17 protein-coding genes are annotated in these 19,330 nt (G+C 71.9%); 15 read left to right on the forward strand and 2 right to left on the reverse strand.

Going from position 1 to position 19,330, the window contains the following annotated elements:
- Nucleotides 1-132: 132 nt before the first annotated feature.
- On the reverse strand, nt 133-1,125 hold the full coding sequence (locus CCZ36_RS24215) for a helix-turn-helix transcriptional regulator (protein ID WP_069737544.1): 993 nt from the start codon (nt 1,123-1,125) through the stop codon (nt 133-135).
- A gap of 534 nt (nt 1,126-1,659) precedes the next feature.
- Here CCZ36_RS24215 and CCZ36_RS24220 point away from each other — a divergent pair.
- From CCZ36_RS24220 to CCZ36_RS24270, 11 genes are read left to right on the forward strand one after another with little or no spacing between them, the layout of a single operon-like run.
- Nucleotides 1,660-2,040 (forward strand): hypothetical protein, encoded by a 381-nt coding sequence (locus tag CCZ36_RS24220; RefSeq protein WP_069737545.1) that lies wholly within the window; start codon nt 1,660-1,662, stop codon nt 2,038-2,040.
- Nucleotides 2,037-3,047 carry a glycosyltransferase family 2 protein gene (locus tag CCZ36_RS24225; protein WP_128819715.1) on the forward strand — a complete coding sequence of 337 codons (1,011 nt, stop codon included), beginning with the start codon at nt 2,037-2,039 and terminating at the stop codon, nt 3,045-3,047. The genes CCZ36_RS24220 and CCZ36_RS24225 overlap by 4 nt, the downstream gene beginning before the upstream one ends.
- Nucleotides 3,044-4,096 (forward strand): lysylphosphatidylglycerol synthase domain-containing protein, encoded by a 1,053-nt coding sequence (locus tag CCZ36_RS24230; RefSeq protein ID WP_237302735.1) that lies wholly within the window; start codon nt 3,044-3,046, stop codon nt 4,094-4,096. Before CCZ36_RS24225 ends, CCZ36_RS24230 begins: the two co-directional genes overlap by 4 nt.
- The gene (locus CCZ36_RS24235) at nt 4,093-5,541 is read left to right on the forward strand and encodes an aspartate aminotransferase family protein (protein WP_069742875.1); all 1,449 of its coding nucleotides are present in this window, start codon (nt 4,093-4,095) and stop codon (nt 5,539-5,541) included. Before CCZ36_RS24230 ends, CCZ36_RS24235 begins: the two co-directional genes overlap by 4 nt.
- Nucleotides 5,529-6,575 (forward strand): NAD-dependent epimerase/dehydratase family protein, encoded by a 1,047-nt coding sequence (locus tag CCZ36_RS24240; protein ID WP_069742874.1) that lies wholly within the window; start codon nt 5,529-5,531, stop codon nt 6,573-6,575. Before CCZ36_RS24235 ends, CCZ36_RS24240 begins: the two co-directional genes overlap by 13 nt.
- 17 nt (nt 6,576-6,592) lie before the next feature.
- Nucleotides 6,593-7,702 (forward strand): UbiA prenyltransferase family protein, encoded by a 1,110-nt coding sequence (locus tag CCZ36_RS24245; protein WP_069737549.1) that lies wholly within the window; start codon nt 6,593-6,595, stop codon nt 7,700-7,702.
- Nucleotides 7,703-7,754: 52 nt separating this feature from the next.
- Nucleotides 7,755-8,786 (forward strand): glycosyltransferase family 2 protein, encoded by a 1,032-nt coding sequence (locus CCZ36_RS24250; RefSeq protein ID WP_069742872.1) that lies wholly within the window; start codon nt 7,755-7,757, stop codon nt 8,784-8,786.
- Nucleotides 8,783-9,955, forward strand: coding sequence for an endonuclease/exonuclease/phosphatase family protein (locus tag CCZ36_RS24255; RefSeq protein ID WP_128818544.1), 1,173 nt, complete (start codon nt 8,783-8,785; stop codon nt 9,953-9,955). Before CCZ36_RS24250 ends, CCZ36_RS24255 begins: the two co-directional genes overlap by 4 nt.
- Nucleotides 9,952-11,118, forward strand: coding sequence for a glycosyltransferase family 4 protein (locus tag CCZ36_RS24260; protein WP_128818545.1), 1,167 nt, complete (start codon nt 9,952-9,954; stop codon nt 11,116-11,118). Before CCZ36_RS24255 ends, CCZ36_RS24260 begins: the two co-directional genes overlap by 4 nt.
- Entirely contained in the window at nt 11,118-12,257 is a 1,140-nt protein-coding gene (locus tag CCZ36_RS24265) for an endonuclease/exonuclease/phosphatase family protein (protein ID WP_128818546.1), read from the forward strand. The genes CCZ36_RS24260 and CCZ36_RS24265 overlap by 1 nt, the downstream gene beginning before the upstream one ends.
- Nucleotides 12,214-13,224, forward strand: coding sequence for an aldo/keto reductase (locus CCZ36_RS24270; protein ID WP_069737554.1), 1,011 nt, complete (start codon nt 12,214-12,216; stop codon nt 13,222-13,224). The genes CCZ36_RS24265 and CCZ36_RS24270 overlap by 44 nt, the downstream gene beginning before the upstream one ends.
- 90 nt (nt 13,225-13,314) lie before the next feature.
- On the opposite strand, the gene CCZ36_RS24275 is transcribed toward CCZ36_RS24270, so the two are convergent.
- Nucleotides 13,315-14,079, reverse strand: a complete 765-nt coding sequence (locus tag CCZ36_RS24275) for a GntR family transcriptional regulator (protein ID WP_006127478.1) — start codon at nt 14,077-14,079, stop codon at nt 13,315-13,317.
- 279 nt (nt 14,080-14,358) lie between these two features.
- On the opposite strand from CCZ36_RS24275, the gene CCZ36_RS24280 reads away from it, so the two are divergent.
- The 4 genes from CCZ36_RS24280 (at nt 14,359) to CCZ36_RS24295 (ending at nt 19,178) form a co-directional block, all read left to right on the forward strand.
- A complete protein-coding gene (locus CCZ36_RS24280) occupies nt 14,359-15,657 on the forward strand; it encodes a sugar ABC transporter substrate-binding protein (protein WP_069737555.1) in 1,299 nt (432 codons plus the stop codon).
- Nucleotides 15,658-15,771: 114 nt separating this feature from the next.
- Nucleotides 15,772-16,779 carry a carbohydrate ABC transporter permease gene (locus CCZ36_RS24285; RefSeq protein ID WP_069737556.1) on the forward strand — a complete coding sequence of 336 codons (1,008 nt, stop codon included), beginning with the start codon at nt 15,772-15,774 and terminating at the stop codon, nt 16,777-16,779.
- A complete protein-coding gene (locus tag CCZ36_RS24290; RefSeq protein ID WP_069737557.1) occupies nt 16,776-17,639 on the forward strand; it encodes a carbohydrate ABC transporter permease in 864 nt (287 codons plus the stop codon). Before CCZ36_RS24285 ends, CCZ36_RS24290 begins: the two co-directional genes overlap by 4 nt.
- A 9-nt stretch (nt 17,640-17,648) precedes the next feature.
- Nucleotides 17,649-19,178, forward strand: a complete 1,530-nt coding sequence (locus tag CCZ36_RS24295) for a glycoside hydrolase family 3 protein (RefSeq protein ID WP_069737558.1) — start codon at nt 17,649-17,651, stop codon at nt 19,176-19,178.
- The last annotated feature ends 152 nt before the right edge of the window (nt 19,179-19,330 follow it).

The following is a 19,330-nucleotide window of genomic DNA, read 5'->3' on the forward strand; positions in this document are numbered from 1 at the left end:
TGCGATGGGCAGGAAATCTATGGGACGCGTCCGACCAGCGTCACCCCCTGTCCGCATTGCGGTCCGGCAACGGTGATGTGTCGCAACAGGACACGGGCGGCACGCCGACCCGGTTCACTGGGCGCGGGCCGCTCAGACCCAGCCCCGGCGGGCCGCCTCCGCACCCGCCTGAAACCTGCTGCGGACCTGCATCCGGGCCGTCAGCTCCGCGTTCATCCGGCGTACGGTACGCAGCGACACCCCCAGGCGGCGGGCCGCGGTCGCGTCCGTGTGCCCCTTCGCCAGCAGCGACAGCAACTCGTCCTCCTGCGGGGTCAGCCCGTTGTCGTCGCGGGCGGGAGCGGAGCCGAGCGGGGTGGCGTTCACCCACAGCTGCTCGAACAGCATCCGGGCCACCGCGACCGCCCCCTTGCTGCGCAACTCCAGGGCGCCCGCCCGCCCGTCGTCGGGGTCCAGCGGCACCAGCGCCACCTCACCGTCCACCACCACCATGACCAGGGGCAGTGTCGGCAGCGTCCGGTTCTCCGCGCCGAGCGACCCCAGCCGGTTCACGTAGCGCAGGGTCGGCGGGTCGTTGCGGAAGCTGTCCTGGTAGATGCTGCGCAGCCGCACCCCGCGCTCCAGCGCCCGCCGGTCGAGGGGCCAGCTCGCCTCCAGCGTGTCCGGGGACTGCGCGCCGCCGGGCAGCAACGAGAGGCATTCCGTCCTGGCCAGCTCGGCCAGTTCGGTCAGCCGCTCGCGTACCGCGTCGAGCCCCTCCAGCCGCTTGACGGCGTCGAATCCGCCGCCGGCCCGCCGCCCCCGGTCCGTGGTGAGGGCCGACATCGCGTCCCGGGCGACTTCGAGCCCCCGCTGCTGCCGTGCCAGTTCGGCCTCCCGGCGGGAGAGGAGGAACGGCAGGCTGGTCGCCGGGTCCAGGGCCCGGAAGACCGGCGGGCCCTGCTCCGCCCCGTGGGGGCCGTCGTCCAGCAGGCACAGCTCCGCCAACTGGTCCAGGGCCCGGCGCACATCGTCCTCGCTCCGCCCCAGCCGGGCCACGATCTCGTCGAGCCGCAGTTCCGGTTCCTCCAGGACGAGCCGGTAGACCAGCTCCGTCCGCGCGTCCAGCCCCAGCACCTCTAACATCCCTGGCTCCCCCGCAGATGTCACGCCGTCCCCGCACGCCGGTGCGGGACGCCCCTTCAGCGCCGGGCGCGAGTGTAGGGGCGGTGCGTTGTGAAGGTATAGACCAGGTCCACGGGATGGATGGGCCCAGCGGGGCGTTCAGGGCCGGAAAAGGCGAGCCCCGGCGATGACCGCAAGGTGCCCCGAAGTCGGCGGCGGATGGCCGCAAGGTGCCTGGCAGTTTGCTGCCGCCACCACATCGTCCCAGGCAGCGGGCCCCGTGAGGCCGTTCCCCCGGCTGGCACTCTGCTGCCCCGCAGCTTTCGGCCACCCGGTAACCGTGGCCCCCGGCGCGGCGATGGCGACAGGATCTGGCCGTCACACGTCATTCACACACCGCTACGTTCCGAGGAGTCTTTCCCATGCGGGCGTTTCCCCTCCCTGCCTTCCGCCACGCGGCGACCGCCGGCTCTCCCGCCCGCGGGGCGGCCCTGTGCGCCGCCTCGGCCCGGGACGGCTTCTCCTGGGGGTGACCCGGGGGAACGGGACGCCTCCGTGTTCCTGGTGACCGCGCTCCTCGTGTGCACCGGGCCCCCGCGCACCGACCGGTGGACAGCCCGCGACCTGGCGCGCTGGCTGCGCTCCCGCCACGTCCGGGCCGGACCGCACACGCCCGGACCGGTCCATGTGTACGTCGTCGAGGGCCCGGACGGCACGGTCCGCGCCGCGCTCTACATGGAGAGTCCCGACCCCCTCCAGGCCGAACTGGCCGCGCTGGAGCACCTCCTGGCCGCCCTGTGCGCCGCAGGGCCCTCCTCCCTCGACTGGCGGCCCGCCGCACTGGGCGGCGTCTTCGCCCGCCCGGGCCCGCACCGATCCCCCGAACCGAAAGGACCGGACCCGCCATGCCACGGGAGCGCCCCTCCGTGTCAGTGATCATCCCCAACCACAACTACGAGAAGACCCTGCGGGCCTGCCTGGAGTCCGTCTACGCCCAGACCCTGCGCCCGCTGGACGTGGTCGTCGTGGACGACGCCAGCACCGACGGCTCCCGCGACATCGCCCGCACCTTCCCGTGCGTCCTGGTGGCCCGCCCGGAGAACGGCGGGGTCTCCGCCGCCCGCAACCTGGGCGTCGCCGCCTCCACCGGGCAGGTGCTGTTCTTCCTCGACTCCGACATAGCCCTGGCCCCCGACGCGATCGAGAACGCCGTCGACCTGCTCATGGACGATCCGGAGACCGGCTGCGTCCACGGCGTCCTCGACCCCGAACCGCTCTTCGACGACGGCCCGGTGGAGGTCTACCACTGCCTGCACGCGCACTTCTGGCGGCGCCGCAGCGCCGGAGTCGTCGGCACCGCCTTCTTCGCGCTGGCCGCGATCGAGCGCTCCGTCTTCGAGGCGACCGGGCCCTTCGACGAGAACCTCCGCGACTCCGAGGACGTCGAGTACAGCGACCGCCTCGCCGCCACCCACCGCATCCGGCTCAGCGAACGGGTGACCGGCCGCCACGACGACGTGGACCGGCTGCTGCCGATGCTCGCCGAGCAGTACCGCCGCTCCCAGCTCCTCGTCCCCGTCGCCGCCGTGGAACGCCGGCGCGGCGGCGGACTGCGGGCCAACCGTACGGGCGGCGTGCTCGCCGCCGGCCTGGTCCCGCTCACGCTGCCGCTCGCCCTGCTCACCCCCTGGCTCCTCGCGGTGCCGCTCGCCTGCGCAGCGGCCTTCGCCCTGGCGGACGTGGGCCTGTCCCGCTTCGTGGCGCGCCGTCAGGGGTGGCCCTTCCTGCTCCGCTTCACCGCGCTGCACTTCGCGGTGCACCTGGCCCTCGTGCTCGGCGCGGTGGCCGGCGGCGTGCGCTGGCTGGTGGACCCGCGCTTCGGCCCCTCGGCGCGGGGCCGCCGCGCCCGTAGCGACGATCCGGCCCCGGCGGCGGCACCGTGAGCGCCGGGCTGAACCAGGAGCCGGAAGCCGTACGGTCCCGAGGACCGCTGCGGGACGCCGAACCCGTGGACGGGGCGGCGCCAAAAGCCGCGTCCCGTCCCTCCCGGTGGGCCCGGGTGCTGCGTCCCGCCGCCGCGCTCGTCCTCGTCGCGGCCACCTGCTTCGCCGTCGGCGGTTCGCTCCGCGCGGCCGGAACGGAGCTGGCCGACGCCGCCGGCCGGCCCGGGGGAGCGCTCCTGCTGAGCGCGGCCGTGGCCGCCAACGCCGCCGGACTCGTCCTGTCGATGCTCTCCTGGCGGGTCCTGGTCGTGGACGGCGGTTCCCCCGCCCGTACCAGCGACACCGCCCGCATCTTCTTCATCGGCGTCATAGCCAAGTTCGTCCCCGGCCGGATCTGGGGCGTCCTCGCCCACGTCCAGCTCGGCAAGGCCGTCGGCATCACCCCCGAGCGGATGATCGCCGCCTTCGGACTCGGCCTCGTCATCGGGATGACCACCGGGGCCACCGCCGGACTCCTCGTCGCCCCGGCCGTGTTCGGCGCGGGCGCCTGGGTCTTCGCCCCGCTCGTGCTGGTCGCCGCGGCCGCCGTGGCCCGGCCCGGCTGGGTGGGCCGGCTCGTCGCGTGGACGATGCGGCTGACCCGCCGCTCCGCCGGGGCCGCCGACAGCTCGCCCCGCGCCCTGCGGCTCTCCATCGGCTGGGCGTGCGCCTCCTGGGCGGTCTCCGGACTCCACCTGTGGGTCATCGCCGTCCTGCTCGGCGCCCCGCCGCTGCTCTCCCTGCCCGTCTGCGTCGGCGGCTTCGCCCTGGCCACCGTCGCCGGGAGCCTCGCTTTCGTCCTGCCCGACGGCTGGGGAGCGCGCGAGCTCGTCCTCCTCGCCCCCCTGGGCGCGGTCATGCCGCTCTCCGCCGCCACCGCCGCCGTCATCGCCAGCCGGCTCGTCTGCGTGCTCAGCGAGGTCGCCGTCACCGGCGCCGCTCTCGCCTGGGCCCGCGCCGCCGGACCCCTGCCCGCCCCCCGACCCGCGCTCCGGGAAGGAGCCGCATGACCTCCGACGCAACCCCCCTGCTCACCGTGGACGACTGCGAACGACTGTCGACGAGCCAGGTGCACGAGCTGTACCGGTCCCACGTCAACAAGAGCCAGGTCTCCCTGATGACCTCCTTCGGCTTCGGCCGCGAACTCGTCGACCACGCCGAAGGGTCCTGGATCCACACCCGGGACGGCCGCCGGATCCTCGACTTCACCGGCGGCGTCGGCGTCCTCAACCACGGCCACAACCACCCGCGCGTCCTCGCCGCCCGCCGCCGCTTCCAGGAACAGCGCCGGATGGAGGTACACAAGACCTACTTCTCGCCCTACATCGCCGCCCTCGGCCACAACCTCGCCCGGCTCCTCCCCGGTGACCTGAACCTCTCCTTCTTCCCCAACTCCGGGGCGGAAGCCGTCGAGGGCGCGGTGAAACTCGCGTACAAGTTCCACGGAGGCCGCCGCCGGCAGATCCTGCACGCCGACATCAGCTTCCACGGCAAGCTGCTCGGCTCGGGCAGCCTCACCGGCAGCGCCCAGAACGCCTTCGCCTTCCCCGGCATCCCCGGTGTCTCCGCCTTCCGGTACGGCGACCTCGACTCCGTACGGCAGGCGGTCGCCGGGGCCCGCGACGCCAAGGGGCGCTGCGACGTCTACGCGATCCTCATCGAGCCCTTCTCGGCCTCCACCATGACCGAGTGCTCCGAGGAGTTCCTGCGCGGGCTGCGGGAGTTGTGCACCGCCGAGAAGATCGTGCTGATCTTCGACGAGATCTACACCGGGTGGGGCAAGACGGGCAGCCTCTTCCACTTCATGCGCTACCCGGACCTGGTCCCGGACGTCGTGACCACCTCGAAGTCCTTCGGCGGCGGCAAGTCCTCCATCTCCGCCTTCGTCGCCCGCGAGCCCGTCTTCCGTACGGCCTACGACAGCCTCGGCGACGCCATGCTCCAGTCCACCAGCACCACCTACTACGGCTTCGGCGAAGAGACCGCCACCGCGCTGGAAGCCGTCAACATCGCGGTCGAGGACGACTACCCGGCCCGCGCCCGCGCCATCGAACGCGTCCTGAAGCCGGGCCTGGAGAGGCTGCGCAAGCAGTACCCCGACCTCATCGCCGACGTCCGGGGCGCCGGTGCGCTGTACGGGATCTTCCTCGACGGCGGCCCCCGCCTCCTGGACCTCGCCGCGAAGATCGCCCCCGGCGGCCTCGCCCGCGACCCGCTGCTGCGCACCAAGGTCATCACCTGCGCGGTCGTCAACGCGATGTACCACGACCACGACGTGTACATGTACTACACGCTCAACGGCCGCAGCCCCCTGGTGGCCGCCCCCTGCCTGGTCGCGGGCCCCGACGAGGTGGAGATCTTCCTCGACGCCTTCGACCGGACCCTGGCCAAGGGCATGAACCGGCTTCTCACCGCCTTCTTCAAGGACAAGGCGGTGTCCCGATGGGCGGCCTGACCATCGCCGTGACCGGCGCCGCGGGCATGCTCGGTTCCCACCTCGTCGCCCGGCTCGCCGCCGACGGCCACGACGTCGTCGGGATCGACCTGCGCGAGGACCCCCGCCCGCCCGCCGGCGCCCGGCACATCGTCGCCGACATCCGGGACGGGGCCGCGCTCGCCCGCGCCTTCGACGGAGCCCACGCGCTGGTGCACTGTGCCGCCGCCCTGCCCTCCTACCCCGTCGACCAGATCCGCTCGATCACCGTCGACGGCACCCGGGCCGTCCTGACCGCCGCTCATCGGGCCCGTGTCGAACGGGTCGTGCACATCTCCTCCACCGCCGTCTACGGGCTGCCGAAGCGGGTCCCCACCCCGGAGGACCACCCCCGCGAGCCCGTCGACCCGTACAGCAGCGCCAAGGCCGAGGCCGAGGAGGTCTGCGAGGAGTTCCGGGGGCGCGGGATGTGCCTGCCGGTCCTGCGCCCCAAGACCTTCCTCGGACCCGGCCGGATGGGCCTCTTCTCGATGCTCTTCGAATGGGCCGAGGAACGGCGCAACTTCCCCGTCCTGGGCCGGGGCGACGTCCGCATCCAGATGTTCGGCATGGCCGACCTGGTCGACGCCGTGGTGCTCGCCCTGCACGCCCCGCCCGAGGTCGCGAACGACGTCTACAACCTGGGCGCCGCCGAATTCGGCACCCTGCGCGAGGACTTCCAGGCCGTGCTGGACGCGGCCGGGCACGGCAGACGCGTGGTCCCGCTGCCGGCAGCACCGGCACTCGCGGTCCTGCGCGCACTCGAGCGCACCAAGCTCTCCCCGGTCTACGGGAGGCTGCTGTTCAAGCTCCTCGACGACAGCTACGTGGACATCGCCCGGGCCACCGAGCGCCTCGGCTTCCGTCCCGCGCTCTCCAACCAGGACGCCATCCTCTCCACCTACGCGTGGTGGCGGACCCAGCGGCGGGGCGGCGCCCCCGCTCCCGGAGCCGGCCGGACCAGCCGGGACCCGTGGCGCCAAGGGGCGCTCGGCCTGGCCAAGGTCTTCTTCTGATCCCCTGGAGCCCTGCCGTGGACATCACCCGGTCGTCCCCCGCGCCCCCGCGCGTGGTGGCAGTCCCGCCCGAACCCGAACCCGTCGACCTCACGGTTCTGACCGAGCCCGCCGATCTGACGGCTCTGTCCGAGCCCGCCCACCTGACGTCTCTGCCCGAGCCCACCGACCTCACCGCTCTGTCCCCGCCCGCCCACGACCGACCGGAGACGGCCGCCGCCCCCACCGCCGTACCGGAGGAACGCCGCCGCAGCCGTCCCCGTGACCTGCTCGCACTGGTGCGCCCCGGCCAGTGGGTGAAGAACCTGGCCGTCGTCCCGCTCGCACTCCTCGACACCCACCCCTGGGGGGCCGCCGAACTCCTGCGCACCGGCTGGGCGATCCTCGGTTTCACCCTCGCCTCCGCCGTCGTCTACGTCGTCAACGACCTCGCAGACCGCGAGCGGGACCGCCTGCACCCGGTCAAACGCCACCGCCCGATCGCCTCCGGCCGCGTATCCCCGGCCGCCGCCACCGTCCTGACCGGGCTCCTCGCCCTCTCGCTGACCGGCTGGGCGGTGGCCGGTCCCGCCTGGCAGTGGTGGCCCACCGCCCTCTACCTGGCGCTGAGTCTCGCGTACTCCCAGGGGCTCAAGCACGTACCGCTGGTGGACGCCTTCATCGTGGCGACCGGCTTCGTCCTCCGGCTCCTCCAGGGGGCGCTGCTCATCGGAGGCCGGCTCTCCGAATGGCTGGCGCTCTGCGTCTTCTCGCTCTGCCTGATGCTGTCCCTCGGCAAACGGCGGCACGAGATGACGGCGGCGGGCCGCGCCCACCGCCCCGCCCTGCGCGGCTACACGCTCGCCTTCCTCGACCACCTCGTCGTCCTGGTCGCCGCGCTGACCGCCGTCAGTTACGTCCTCTACCTCCGCGACGACGCGGCGCTCGCCGCCGGGGCCTCCTTCGTCATCCTGCTCTCCGCCCCCTGCGCCGTCTTCGGCCTCGCCCGCTACCTCCAGCTCCTCCTGGTCGAGGAGGGCGGCGGCAACCCCGTCCACGTCCTCCTCCGGGACCGCGTGACCCTCGTCAACGCCGGCCTGTGGGCGGTTCTCGTCGCCCTCGCCCTCCTCACGCACCCCTCCGGCTGACGGTCTCCGTCCGGCCCGCCCGTCCGCCCCTCCGACCGCCCGAAGGCGACCCATGAACCGGAAGCATCCCCTCGTCTCCATCGTCATCCCCAACTACAACTACGGCCGCGCCCTGGAACTCTGCCTGCGCGCCGCCCTCGCCCAGACCTACGAGCCCCTGGAGGTGCTGCTCGTCGACGACTGCTCCACCGACGACTCCGTCGCCGTCGCCGAGGCCTGCGGGGTACGGGTGATCAGCACCGGCGTCAACAGCGGGGTCGCCACCACCCGCAACACGGGGGCGGCCCACGCCCGGGGCGAGATCGTCGTGTTCGTCGACTCCGACGTGGCGATGGAACCGGACGCGATCGCCAACGCCGTCGCCCTGCTCGACTCGGACCCCCGCATCGGCGCGGTCTGCGGCACCTACGACGCCGAACCCCTCATCCGCGACAGCCTGATCGAGGAGTACCGCTGCCTGCACCAGTTCTACTGGCTGGCCGAAACCGAGGGCCGCATCGGCACCCTGCACACCGCGATCTGCGCCATGCCCGCCCGTGTCTTCGCCGAGATCGGCCCCTTCAACCCCCGGCTGCGCCACACCGAGGACGGCGACTACGCCGCCCGCATCTGCCGGAGCTACGAGGTCCACAGCTCCACCGCCGTCCGGGGCCGGCACGACCACGACGACACCTGGCGGGTCGTGCTGCGCAAGGTCTTCCACCGCACCCGGCTGCACATCCCGCTGTACGTGCGCCGGGGCGACCTTCCCGGCGGCATCGCCACCGGACCCCGGGCCGGGGCCAGCGTCGCGGCCCTGCTCGCCCTGATCACCCTGCCGCTCGGCCTGCTCGCCGCTCCCTGGCTGCTGGTCCCCGCCGCCCTGCTCGCCCTCGCGCTGCTTGCCGACACCGCCCTGTACCGCTTCGTGCTGGGCCGCAGGGGCCCCCTGTTCGCCGCCTACTTCGCCTTCGCGCACACCGTCGTCAACGCGGTCATCGCGGTGGGCGCGGGCGTCGGTGTCCTCCAGTGGCTGGCCTCCCGCCGCTTCCGGCGCCTGTACGAGCCGGGGGCCCACCTCGCCACGGTACGGGCCACGCCATGACGGGGGGCCTGGCGGCGGACAGCGCCGCCCCCGCGGACCCGGACGCGGCCGACGCCCGCCAACCGGGAGAGCGGGAGAGGGACGCCGGCCGGTGGCCCGGCCGGCTGCTGCTCGCCGTAGCCGTGCTGTGGGCCCTGTTCGTCGCCGCCCGCGCGCTCCTCAGCGGCCGGTGGTGGGCGTGGAACGGGCTCGGGCTCGCCCCACCCGTCCTCCATCTCCTCCTCCCGCTCGTCCTGTTGATCCCGGCCGCGCTGATCCGCCACCGACGACGGGCGGCCGTGGGCGTCGTCCTGGTCTCGCTCCTGCTGGGCTCCTGGCAGACCGGGCTGCACCCCGGGGCGCTGCTGCGCGGACAGCCGGCCGTGCCCCCGGGCGCCCTGAAGGTGGTCAACTGGAACACCTTCTTCTGGGACCAGGACAGCGACACCGACGCCTTCTACGGCTACCTGAAGTCCCACTCCGCCGACGTCTACCTCCTGCAGGAGTACCAGAACGCCCGGGGCGACGAGCCCGCCCCGATCGATGACCTGGCCCGGATCCGAAAGGAGTTCCCCGGCTTCCACATCGCCACCGAGGGGGAGTTCCTCACCCTGTCCCGCTTCCCGATCACCTCGGTGCGGGCGCTGCGGCCCGACGGCCTCGCCCCGCCGGACACCTCCTGGGCCGACTACTGGAACATCCGCGTCCTGCGCACCGACATCGAGGTGGACGGCGAGACCCTGTCCCTCTACAACACGCACCTGCCCGATCTGCTGAACGTCGACCGCAACCCCTTGACCGCCTCCTACCACCGCTCCGTACGGCAGCTCTCCGACCGCCGCGACCGCCACTTCCGGGCTCTGCGCGACGACCTCGACGTCAACGAGAACCCGGTGGTCCTCGCCGGGGACCTCAACGTGCTGCCGGGCACCGGGGATCTGCGCTGGTTCGACGGACTGCGGGACGCCGCCGACGCCGGGGACTCGGTGTACCCGGCGACGTTCCCGGTGAGCGGCCCGGCCCTCTGGCGGCTCGACTGGGCGTTCGTGTCGCCCCGCGTGGACCTGCACCGGCAGTCCGTCCAGGACCCGCCCGCCGCGCTCTCCACCCACCGGCTGATCGAGCTGGACCTCTCCCTGCCCGCCTCCGGGGCCACCACCGCCCCGGCCACCGAGGAGGACCGGTCATGACCCGGCGCTCCGCGCGCTCGCCCCGCTTCGACGCGACGATCGTGCTCACCTACTACCTCCCGTACACCAGCGGGCTCACCGAAGTGGCGCGCACGGTCGCCGAAGGGCTGGCCGCGCGGGGCCGCCGGGTCGCCGTCGTCGCCTGCCGACACGAACCCGGACACCCCGCGCGGGAGACCGTGAACGGCGTGGAGGTGTTCCGCGCCCCGGTCGTCGCCCGCGTCGGACGCGGCGCGGTCAGCCCCGCCTTCGCCCCGCTCGCCGGACGGGTCGCCCGCGCCTCCCGGGTCGTCAACCTCCATCTGCCGATGCTGGAGGCCGGGATCGTCGCCCGGCTCGCCGGAGACACCCCGGTCGTCGCCACCCACCACGACGACGTCTGGCTGCCCGGCGGCGCGCTCGCCCCGCTCCAGGTCAGGGTGGTCGACGCCTCGGTTGCCGGGGCGCTGCGCCGCTCGGCGGCCGTCGTCGTCAACAACGCGGACCACGCGGAGCATTCACGCCACTGGCCCCTGATGCGCGAACGCCGTCTGCTCTCCATCGCGCCGCCCTGCCGGGAGCGCGAGCCCGCGCCCGCCGCCTTCCGCGAGACGACGGGCCCGCACATCGGCTTCCTCGGGCGGATCGCCCCGGAGAAGGGGCTGCACCATCTGGTCGACGCCTTCCGGACCTTCCCGGACCCCGAGGCCCGGCTGCTGATCGCGGGGGACTACTCCAAGGTCGCCGGCGGCAGCGTCGTCGGGGCGCTGCGCGCCCGTGCCGGGGACGACGCCCGCATCCGCTTCACCGGCTTCCTCCCCGATGAGCAGGTGGCGGGGTTCTACGCCTCGTTGGACGCCTTCGCCCTCCCGTCCGTCGCCGAGGAGTCCTTCGGCATCTCGCAGGCGGAGGCGATGATGCTCGGCGTCCCCTCGGTCGCGAGCGATGCCCCGGGGATGCGCGTCCCGGTGACGGAGACGGGTTTCGGCCGTCTTTTCCCGCCCGGCGACGCCCACGCCCTGGCCGCGGCCCTGCGCGAGGTGGCCGCCTACCCGCCGGAGCGCCGCGCCGAGGGAGGCCGCGCTGCCCGTGCCCGGTACGGGACGGACCACTGCCTGGACGCCTACGACGCCCTGTTCCGGGAGGCCGGGGCACGGCGGGGCGTCCAGGGAGCCCCCGCGTGATGACGGCCGTCGCCCTCGGCGGGGCCCTGGCGAACGCGGCTGCGGGGGTGCCGGGCCCGCCGCTGTGGGCCGCGCTGGCCTGGGCCGGATTCCTCGCCGCCCACCTCGCCCTCAACGGCCGCTGGTGGTTCTGGCTGCTGCCCTCGCTGCTGCCGCCGCCCCTCTTCGTCGTGGTGCCCGCCCTGCTCCTGGCGCTCGCCGGGGTGACGGGGGACCCCGCGGCCGGAGCGGTGGCGGCCGCGGCTCTGCTGCTGGGGGCCCGGCAGTCCGGTCTGGTGCCCGGCGCACTGGTAAGGGGAGCGCGCCGCCCCCCGCCGGACGGGGCCGTGCGCATCGTCTCCTGGAACACCCAGCACTGGTGCCAGAGCACCGACCCCGAGCCGTTCTACACCTTCCTGCGCGAGCTCGACGCTGACGTCTACCTCCTCCAGGAGTACCACCACGACCGGTTCGACGGCACCTACCGGCTGATCGACGACGAGCGGCGGCTGCGCGCGGCCTTCCCCGATCACGAGGCCGTCATCGCCCGCGGCCTGATCACCCTGTCCCGCCTTCCGGTCGCCGCGACCGTCGAGACGGCCGCTCGCCGGACCCTGCGGGTGGATCTGGAGATGCCCGGCGGCGGTCGGATTCTCGCCACGTTCAACGTCCACATCCCGGTACAGCTGCGGCTGATCAGCCCGTTGCGCGCAGACTTCTACCGCGCGGTCCGCTCCCGGGCCGCCGACCGGCGGCAGGAGTACCGGGGACTCCTCGCGGACGTCGCCGGCTGCCCCCATCCGGCCCTGATCGCCGGGGACTTCAACACCACCGCCGCGATCGGGGACGCCCGCCGCATCGCCCGCCTGGGCGCCGATGCCGTCGCCCTGGCCGGAAAGGTCTGCCCCGTCTCCTGGCAGCCCCGCCCGGGCCTGCGCTGGTGGCGGCTGGACTGGGTGCTCAGCACACCGGGCGCCCGCGTGCACAGCTACCGCTTCCGCGATCCGCGCGGACTGTCCGACCACTGCGTCCAGGAGGTGTCCGTGTCACTCGCCGAACCGGACGAACGGCCCCCGGCCGCCCTCCGTGTCCACCACCACGACGAAGGAACCCACCATGCGTTACCGCTACCTCGGCAAGACCGGCCTGCGGGTCAGTGAACTCTGCCTGGGCGCCATGACGTTCGGCCGGGAGGCCGACGAGGCCACCAGCCACGCCCTGCTGGACCGCTTCACAGAGGCGGGCGGCACCTTCGTGGACACCGCCGACATCTACTCCGCCGGAGCCTCCGAGGAGATCCTCGGCCGCTGGCTGAAGAGACAGCGCCGCGACGACGTGGTGATCGCCACCAAGGTCCGGTACGGCACCGGGGAAGGCCAGAACGACCGAGGTCTGGGCCGGGGGCACCTGATCGCCGGGGTCGAGTCGAGCCTGCGACGGCTGGGCACCGACCACATCGACCTCTACCAGGTGCACGCCTGGGATCCCGGCACCCCGCTGGAGGAGACCCTCGCGACGCTGGACGCCCTGGTCACCTCCGGCAAGGTGCGCTACATCGGGGCCAGCAACTTCTCCGGCTGGCAGCTCCAGAAGGCCGTCGACCTCAGCCGTGCGAACGGCTGGGAGCCCTTCACCGCCCTCCAGCCGCTCTACAACCTGCTGGACCGCTCCGCCGAGTGGGAACTGCTGGAGGTCAGCCGCAACGAGGGCCTCGGCGTCATCCCCTGGAGCCCGCTGCGCGGCGGCTGGCTGAGCGGCGCGATCCGGCGCGGTGCGGAGCGCCCGCCCACGGGCACCCGCGTGGAGACCGCCGAGCGGCTCGGCTGGGGCGAGTCCTGGAGCGCGTACGAGGGCGACGAGCGCACCTGGCGGGTGCTGGACGCCCTGCACGAGGTCGCGGGACGCACGGGCCTGGCGGTGCCGGTGCTGGCCCTCGCCTGGCTGCTCGGCCGACCCGGCGTCACCGCCCCCATCGTGGGCGCGCGCACCCCGGAGCAGCTGGAGACCAACCTGGGGGCCGCGGACCTGGACCTGGACCCGGCCGACGCGGCCCTGCTCACCGCGGCGAGCGACCAGGCGCTCCCGTACCCGTACAGCGTGATCGAGATGGACCCGGAACTGCGCTGACGCTCCTCGTGTGACCGAAAACGGGCGGTGGCCCGGGGAGCCGATCCCCGGGCCACCGCCTTGTGTCCGTGCTGCCGTCGCCTTCGGCGCTCAGTCCGTCGGGCGCTTGAGGCGCGCCACGAACTTGTAGCGGTCGCCCCGGTACACCGAGCGCACCCACTCCACCGGTTCGCCCTGGCCGTCCACCGAATGGCGGGACAGCATGAGCATCGGCAGGCCCACGTCGGTGCCCAGCAGTCCGGCTTCCCGAGGTGTGGCGAGCGAGGTCTCGATGGTCTCCTCCGCCTCGGCGAGGCGGACGTCGTACACCTCGGCGAGCGCGGTGTAGAGCGAGGTGTACTTCACCAGCGAACGGCGCAGAGCCGGAAAGCGTTTGGCCGAAAGATGCGTGGTCTCGATCGCCATCGGTTCGCCGCTGGCGAGGCGGAGCCGCTCGATGCGCAGCACCCGGCCGCCCGTCGAGATGTCCAGCAGTCCGGCGAGGGTGTCGTCCGCCGTGACGTAGCCGATGTCCAGGAGCTGGGACGTCGGTTCCAGCCCCTGGGCGCGCATGTCCTCGGTGTACGAGGTGAGCTGGAGGGCCTGGGAGACCTTCGGCTTGGCGACGAAGGTGCCCTTGCCCTGGATACGTTCCAGCCGGCCCTCGACGACCAGTTCCTGGAGGGCCTGGCGCACGGTGGTGCGCGAGGTGTCGAACTCGGCGGCCAGGGTGCGTTCGGGCGGCACCGGGGTGCCCGGCGGCAGGGTGTCCGTCATATCGAGGAGATGCCGCTTGAGCCGGTAGTACTTCGGTACGCGCGCCGTGCGCGTACCGGTACCGGTCTCGCTCCCCGTACTGCCCCCGTCGGCACTCATGGCCCGCCTTCCCGACGCTTGCGTTGCTGCCGTCACCGGCTCCTCCGTCTGTCGCGGCTCACATGGTGGCACGGTCCGGTCACGGGTCGTCGCCCTCCCTTAGGTGTCGGTCCTATAACGGACGCGAGTGCACTTCTTATACACCCTTGACACCCCTAAAGGTCTAGGCCAAGCTCCCGGTACTGGTCTAAACCATTAAAGGCCAGGTCCAGCCCCAGCAGAACTCGTCGAATGTCTTCGCGGTGGGTGGGGTTGCAGCATCCCTGAGGAGGGTTTGACGTGAAGCGCAAGCTCATCGCGGCGATCGGTGTCGCGGGCATGTTGGTTTCGGTCGCAGCGTGTGGTTCGGATGACAAGAACTCGTCCGCCGACCCCAAGGACCGCAAGGAAACCCTGACCGTCTGGCTCATGGGCGAGGCCCAGTCCACCTGGCCCGAGCTGGTCAAGGACGTCAATGCCGAGTTCAACAAGAAGTACCCGGGCGTCAAGGTCAAGGTTCAATACCAGCAGTGGGCCGACAAGGTCAAGAAGCTGGACACCTCCCTCGGTGGCGACAAATTCCCGGACGTTGTCGAACTCGGCAACACCGAGACCATGCAGTACATCCTCAATGGTGCGCTCGGAGAAATCGACCCCAAGAAGTACGAGAACTCGGACACCTGGATCAAGGGTCTGAAGGACACGTGCTCCTTCGAGGGCAAGACCTACTGCGTTCCCTACTACGCGAGCGCCCGTCTCGCCGTGTACAACAAGGACATGCTGAAGGCCGGCACCGGCAGCGACGTCCTCCCGCAGACCGAGGACGAGTTCCTCGCCGCGATGGACAAGGTCGGCGCCGAGCTGGGCAAGAAGGACAAGCGCGCCTCCTCCCTCTACTTCCCGGGCCGTTACTGGTACGCCGCGATGTCCTACGTCGCCGCCTACGGTGGCCAGATAGCCACGTACGACGAGGGCGGCAAGGAGTGGAAGGCCGCGCTCTCCACCCCGGAGGCGCAGAAGGGCCTGCAGCACTTCGTCGACCTGGTCAAGAAGTACAACAAGGCCGACGTGACGAAGGACGAGCAGGACCACGCCAACGTCATGGCCAACGAGAAGGCCGCCGTGATCTACGGCCAGGCCTGGGAGGCCGGCAGCGTCACGGGCGGCGAGAACGGCAACCCGAAGCTCGAGGGCAAGATCGCCACGGCCGGTATGCCCGGCCCCGAGGGCAAGGCCCTCCCGTCCTTCATCGGCGGCTCGGACCTCGCGACCATCTCCAAGTCCAAGGTCCAGGACCTCGGCGAGGAGTGGATCTCCCTCTTCACCAACGCGAAGTCCATGGAGGTCCTCGCGTCGAAGAACATCCTTCCCAACAACGAGAAGCAGCTCGAGCCGCTGAAGCAGAAGCCGGAGACCGCCGCCATCGCCAACGCGGTGCCGGACGCCTGGTTCACGCCGATCGCGCCGGGCTGGGCCTCCGTGGAGAAGGAGGAGATCCTCCAGAACATGCTCCTGGAGATCGTCAAGGGCGCCTCCGTCGCCGACGCCAGCAAGAAGGCCGACGAGAAGATCAACGAGCTGATCAACAAGGAATCCTGACCTTCCGATCGCCAGGCGGGGGCCCGGCACTGTGCCGGGCCCCCGCGCCTTTCCCGCAAAAGTACGCCGTGAATTCCGGGGCCCGCCCCGGACCCGCGATGGAAGGTCAGCCACGTGTCTGCCGCTGATACCAAGGCCGCCGGGCCGCCGGTCCCCGTACCACCCGACCCGCAGGCGATCGGGAAGTCGTCCCACGACGACGATGCGCCCCGGGTACAGAAGAGGAAGCGGAAGAAGGGTGAACTCCTCCCCTACTTCCTGATCCTCCCGGCGATCGTGGCGATCGCCGCCGTCTACCTCTACCCCCTGGGCAAGACGGTCATCATGTCCTTCCAGGACATGGGCCGCCGCGAGCTGTGGACCGGCGATCCCGCCCCCTGGGTCGGCTTCGAGCAGTTCACCAACATCCTGGGCGACTCCGAGTTCTGGTGGGTCACCTTCCGCACGGTCGTCTTCATGGCCATCTGCGTGACCCTGACCATGGGCATCGGCCTGCTGGTCGCCCTGCTCATGCGCAAGCTCTCCACCTGGGTCCGGCTGGTGCTCACCGCCTGCCTCATCGCCGCCTGGTCGATGCCGCTGATGGTCGCCGCCTCGATCTTCCGCTTCATGGCCGACTCCGACTACGGCCTGATCAACACCCTGATCGCCAAGGTCGTCGGCGAGGACTGGCTCGGACACAACTGGTACCTCAACCCCGTCCAGGGCTTCGGCATCATCACGCTGCTGGTCGTCTGGGGCGCCATCCCGTTCGTCGTCGTCACCCTGTACGCCGCCCTCACCCAGGTCCCCCAGGAACTGGAGGAGGCCGCCGCCCTCGACGGCGCCAGCGCCTACGGCATCTACAAGTTCGTCACCTGGCCGGTCATCAAGCCGGTCTTCACCATGGTCGCCACCCTCTCGGTGATCTGGGACTTCAACGTCTTCGGCCAGATCTGGCTGCTGCGCGGCAACAAGCCCGAGCCGGAGTACGAGACCCTCGGCCTCTACTCCTACTCCAAGGCGTTCGAGTCCACCTCCTTCAGCCAGGGCACCGCCATCGCTCTGATCACGGTGCTGCTGCTGTCCGGCGTGGCCGTGTACTACCTGCGCCAGCTCATGAAGACGGGAGAGGTCGAATGAGCAGCTCGACCCAGACGACACAGGCGCTGCGGCCCGACCGCAAGAAGAGCCGGCTCCACCTCGACCTGCTCGGCCTCGGCATCGCCCTGGTCATGGTCTTCCCGGTCTACTGGCTGGTCATCAGCGCCCTGCGGCCCAACCGGGAGATCCGCAGCTACGACCAGACGCTCTGGCCCACGTCGATCACCTTCGACAACTTCGTCCGGGCCACCGAGCAGCCGAACTTCGCCACCGCCATCCAGTCCAGCCTGATCGTCGCGGTCACCGCGGTGGTCGGCGGCATGATCATCGCGACACTGGCGGCCCTGGCGATCGGCCGGTTCCGGTTCTTCGGCCGCAAGGCCCTGGTCCTGATCATGATCCTGGTCCAGATGCTGCCGCCGACGGCGATGCTCATCCCCATCTACGCCCAGCTCAACGCCATGGGCGGGATCGACGAGTACTGGGGCCTGATCGTCGTCTACCTCGTCTCCACGCTGCCCTTCGCCACCATCATGATCCGCGGCTTCGTCGTGAACATCCCGGTGGAGCTGGAGGAGTCCGCGATGGTGGACGGCTGCACCCGCTTCCAGGCCTTCCGACGGGTGATCTTCCCGCTGCTCGCCCCCGGGCTCGCCGCGGCGTCGATCTTCGCCCTGGTGAACGCGTGGAACGAGTACCTCTTCGCGTACATCCTGATCAACGACAACTCCAAGTACACGCTGAACGTCTGGCTGATGACGTTCACGACCGAGCGCGGAACGGACTACGGCGCCCTCATGGCCGCATCGACCATGATCGCCCTCCCCGTCGTCGTGTTCTTCATGATCATTCAGAAGAAGATGGCCGCAGGCCTCACTTCCGGCGCCGTGAAGGGATAGTGCGGGCCCATGACCACCCTCGTCTCCACCACGGACACCGTGACGCGCGACGCGCTCGCCGTGCTCCAGCCCGGATTCACCGGAACCACCGCGCCGGACTGGCTGCTGCGCCGCGTCGGTGAGGGCCTCGCCTCCGTGGGCCTGTTCGGCCGCAACATCACCTCGCCCGAGCAGCTCACCGCGCTCACCGCGCGGCTGCGCGCCGAACGGGACGACGTCCTCGTCGCCATCGACGAGGAGGGCGGCGACGTGACCCGTCTGGAGGTCACGCACGGCTCCTCGTTCCCCGGCAACTTCGCGCTCGGCTCGGTCGACGACGTCCACCTCACCCGGGCCGTCGCCCAGGAACTCGGCCGCCGGCTCGCCGAGTGCGGCGTCAACCTCAACTGGGCGCCGTCCGCCGACGTCAACTCCAATCCGGGTAACCCGGTCATCGGCGTCCGCTCCTTCGGCGCCGACACCCGGCTGGCCGCCCGGCACACCGCCGCGTACATCGAGGGGCTCCAGGCCGCCGGCGTCGCCGCCTGCACCAAGCACTTCCCCGGACACGGCGACACCGCGGTCGACTCGCACCTCGCGATGCCCCGCATCGATGTGGACCTCGACACCCTGCACGCCCGTGAGCTGGTGCCTTTCCGGGCGGCCATCGCAGCGGGTTCCAAATCGGTGATGAGCGCGCATATCCTGCTTCCCGCACTCGATCCGGACCGCCCGGCGACCCTGAGCCCGCAGATCCTCACCGGTCTGCTGCGCCAGGAGCTGGGCTACGACGGCCTGATCGTCACGGACGCCGTGGAGATGGACGCCATCGCCGGTGCGTACGGAATCGAGCGCGGGTCCGTCCTCGCCCTCGCGGCGGGCGCCGACGCCATCTGTGTGGGCGGCGGCCTGGCCGACGAGGAGACGGTGCTGCGGCTGCGCGACGCCCTCGTCGCGGCCGTGCGCAGCGGGGAACTGACCGAGGAGCGGCTCGCCGACGCGGCCGCCCGTGTACGAGCCCTGGCGTCCTGGACGCAGAGGGTTCGGGGGGACATCCGGGAGTCGGGCGCGGCAGTGCAGGAGGGGACCGCGCCCGGCACCGGAGTCAGCTCCGACATCGGTCTGACCGCCGCCCGCCGCGCGGTCCTGGTGACCGGCTCCGGCGACCGGCTGACCGAGGCGGCGTACGTGGCCTCGTTCGGCGCGGAGGCGAACATCGCGGTCGGCGACGAGACCCCGTGGGGCATCGCCGCCGAGCTGGAGCGGATCCTGCCCGGCACCGGCACGGACACCTACACCGCGGGGACCACCGCCGTGGCGGACGCGGTCCTGGCGGCTGCGGGGGAGCGGCGCATCGTCGCCGTGGTCCGCGACGAGCACCGGCACGCCTGGATGGGCGCGGCGCTCGACGCCCTGCTGGCGGCCCGCCCGGACACGGTGGTGGTCGAGATGGGCCTGCCCCAGTCGCCCCCGAGGGGCGCACTGCACGTGGCCACCCACGGCGCGGCAAGGGTCTGCGGCCAGGCAGCGGCGGAAGCACTGACCGGCACGAAGTCCTGACACCGGCCCTACCCGGCCCGTCCGGCGATCGAGGACAAAGCCTCCCGCCGGACGGGCTGCACCATTCAGCACACAGCACCACACGGCAAAGGGCCGGGACACCACGACGGCGTCCCGGCCCTGAGCCGTACAGGAACAAGGGGCGAGGGGCG

Origin of the sequence: Streptomyces sp. S063 (assembly GCF_002832675.1) — a bacterium.
GTDB classification, from domain to species: Bacteria; Actinomycetota; Actinomycetes; order Streptomycetales; family Streptomycetaceae; genus Streptomyces; species Streptomyces sindenensis.

What these genes read in the sequence shown, in the direction of transcription:
- CCZ36_RS24270 (WP_069737554.1), top strand. Translation starts at nt 12,214, where the DNA reads ATGCGTTACCGCTACCTCGGCAAGACCGGCCTGCGGGTCAGTGAACTC.
- CCZ36_RS24250 (WP_069742872.1), top strand. Translation starts at nt 7,755, where the DNA reads ATGAACCGGAAGCATCCCCTCGTCTCCATCGTCATCCCCAACTACAAC.
- CCZ36_RS24240 (WP_069742874.1), top strand. Translation starts at nt 5,529, where the DNA reads ATGGGCGGCCTGACCATCGCCGTGACCGGCGCCGCGGGCATGCTCGGT.
- CCZ36_RS24295 (WP_069737558.1), top strand. Translation starts at nt 17,649, where the DNA reads ATGACCACCCTCGTCTCCACCACGGACACCGTGACGCGCGACGCGCTC.
- CCZ36_RS24255 (WP_128818544.1), top strand. Translation starts at nt 8,783, where the DNA reads ATGACGGGGGGCCTGGCGGCGGACAGCGCCGCCCCCGCGGACCCGGAC.
- CCZ36_RS24265 (WP_128818546.1), top strand. Translation starts at nt 11,118, where the DNA reads ATGACGGCCGTCGCCCTCGGCGGGGCCCTGGCGAACGCGGCTGCGGGG.
- CCZ36_RS24215 (WP_069737544.1), bottom strand. Translation starts at nt 1,125, where the DNA reads ATGTTAGAGGTGCTGGGGCTGGACGCGCGGACGGAGCTGGTCTACCGG.
- CCZ36_RS24290 (WP_069737557.1), top strand. Translation starts at nt 16,776, where the DNA reads ATGAGCAGCTCGACCCAGACGACACAGGCGCTGCGGCCCGACCGCAAG.
- CCZ36_RS24235 (WP_069742875.1), top strand. Translation starts at nt 4,093, where the DNA reads ATGACCTCCGACGCAACCCCCCTGCTCACCGTGGACGACTGCGAACGA.
- CCZ36_RS24260 (WP_128818545.1), top strand. Translation starts at nt 9,952, where the DNA reads ATGACCCGGCGCTCCGCGCGCTCGCCCCGCTTCGACGCGACGATCGTG.
- CCZ36_RS24275 (WP_006127478.1), bottom strand. Translation starts at nt 14,079, where the DNA reads ATGAGTGCCGACGGGGGCAGTACGGGGAGCGAGACCGGTACCGGTACG.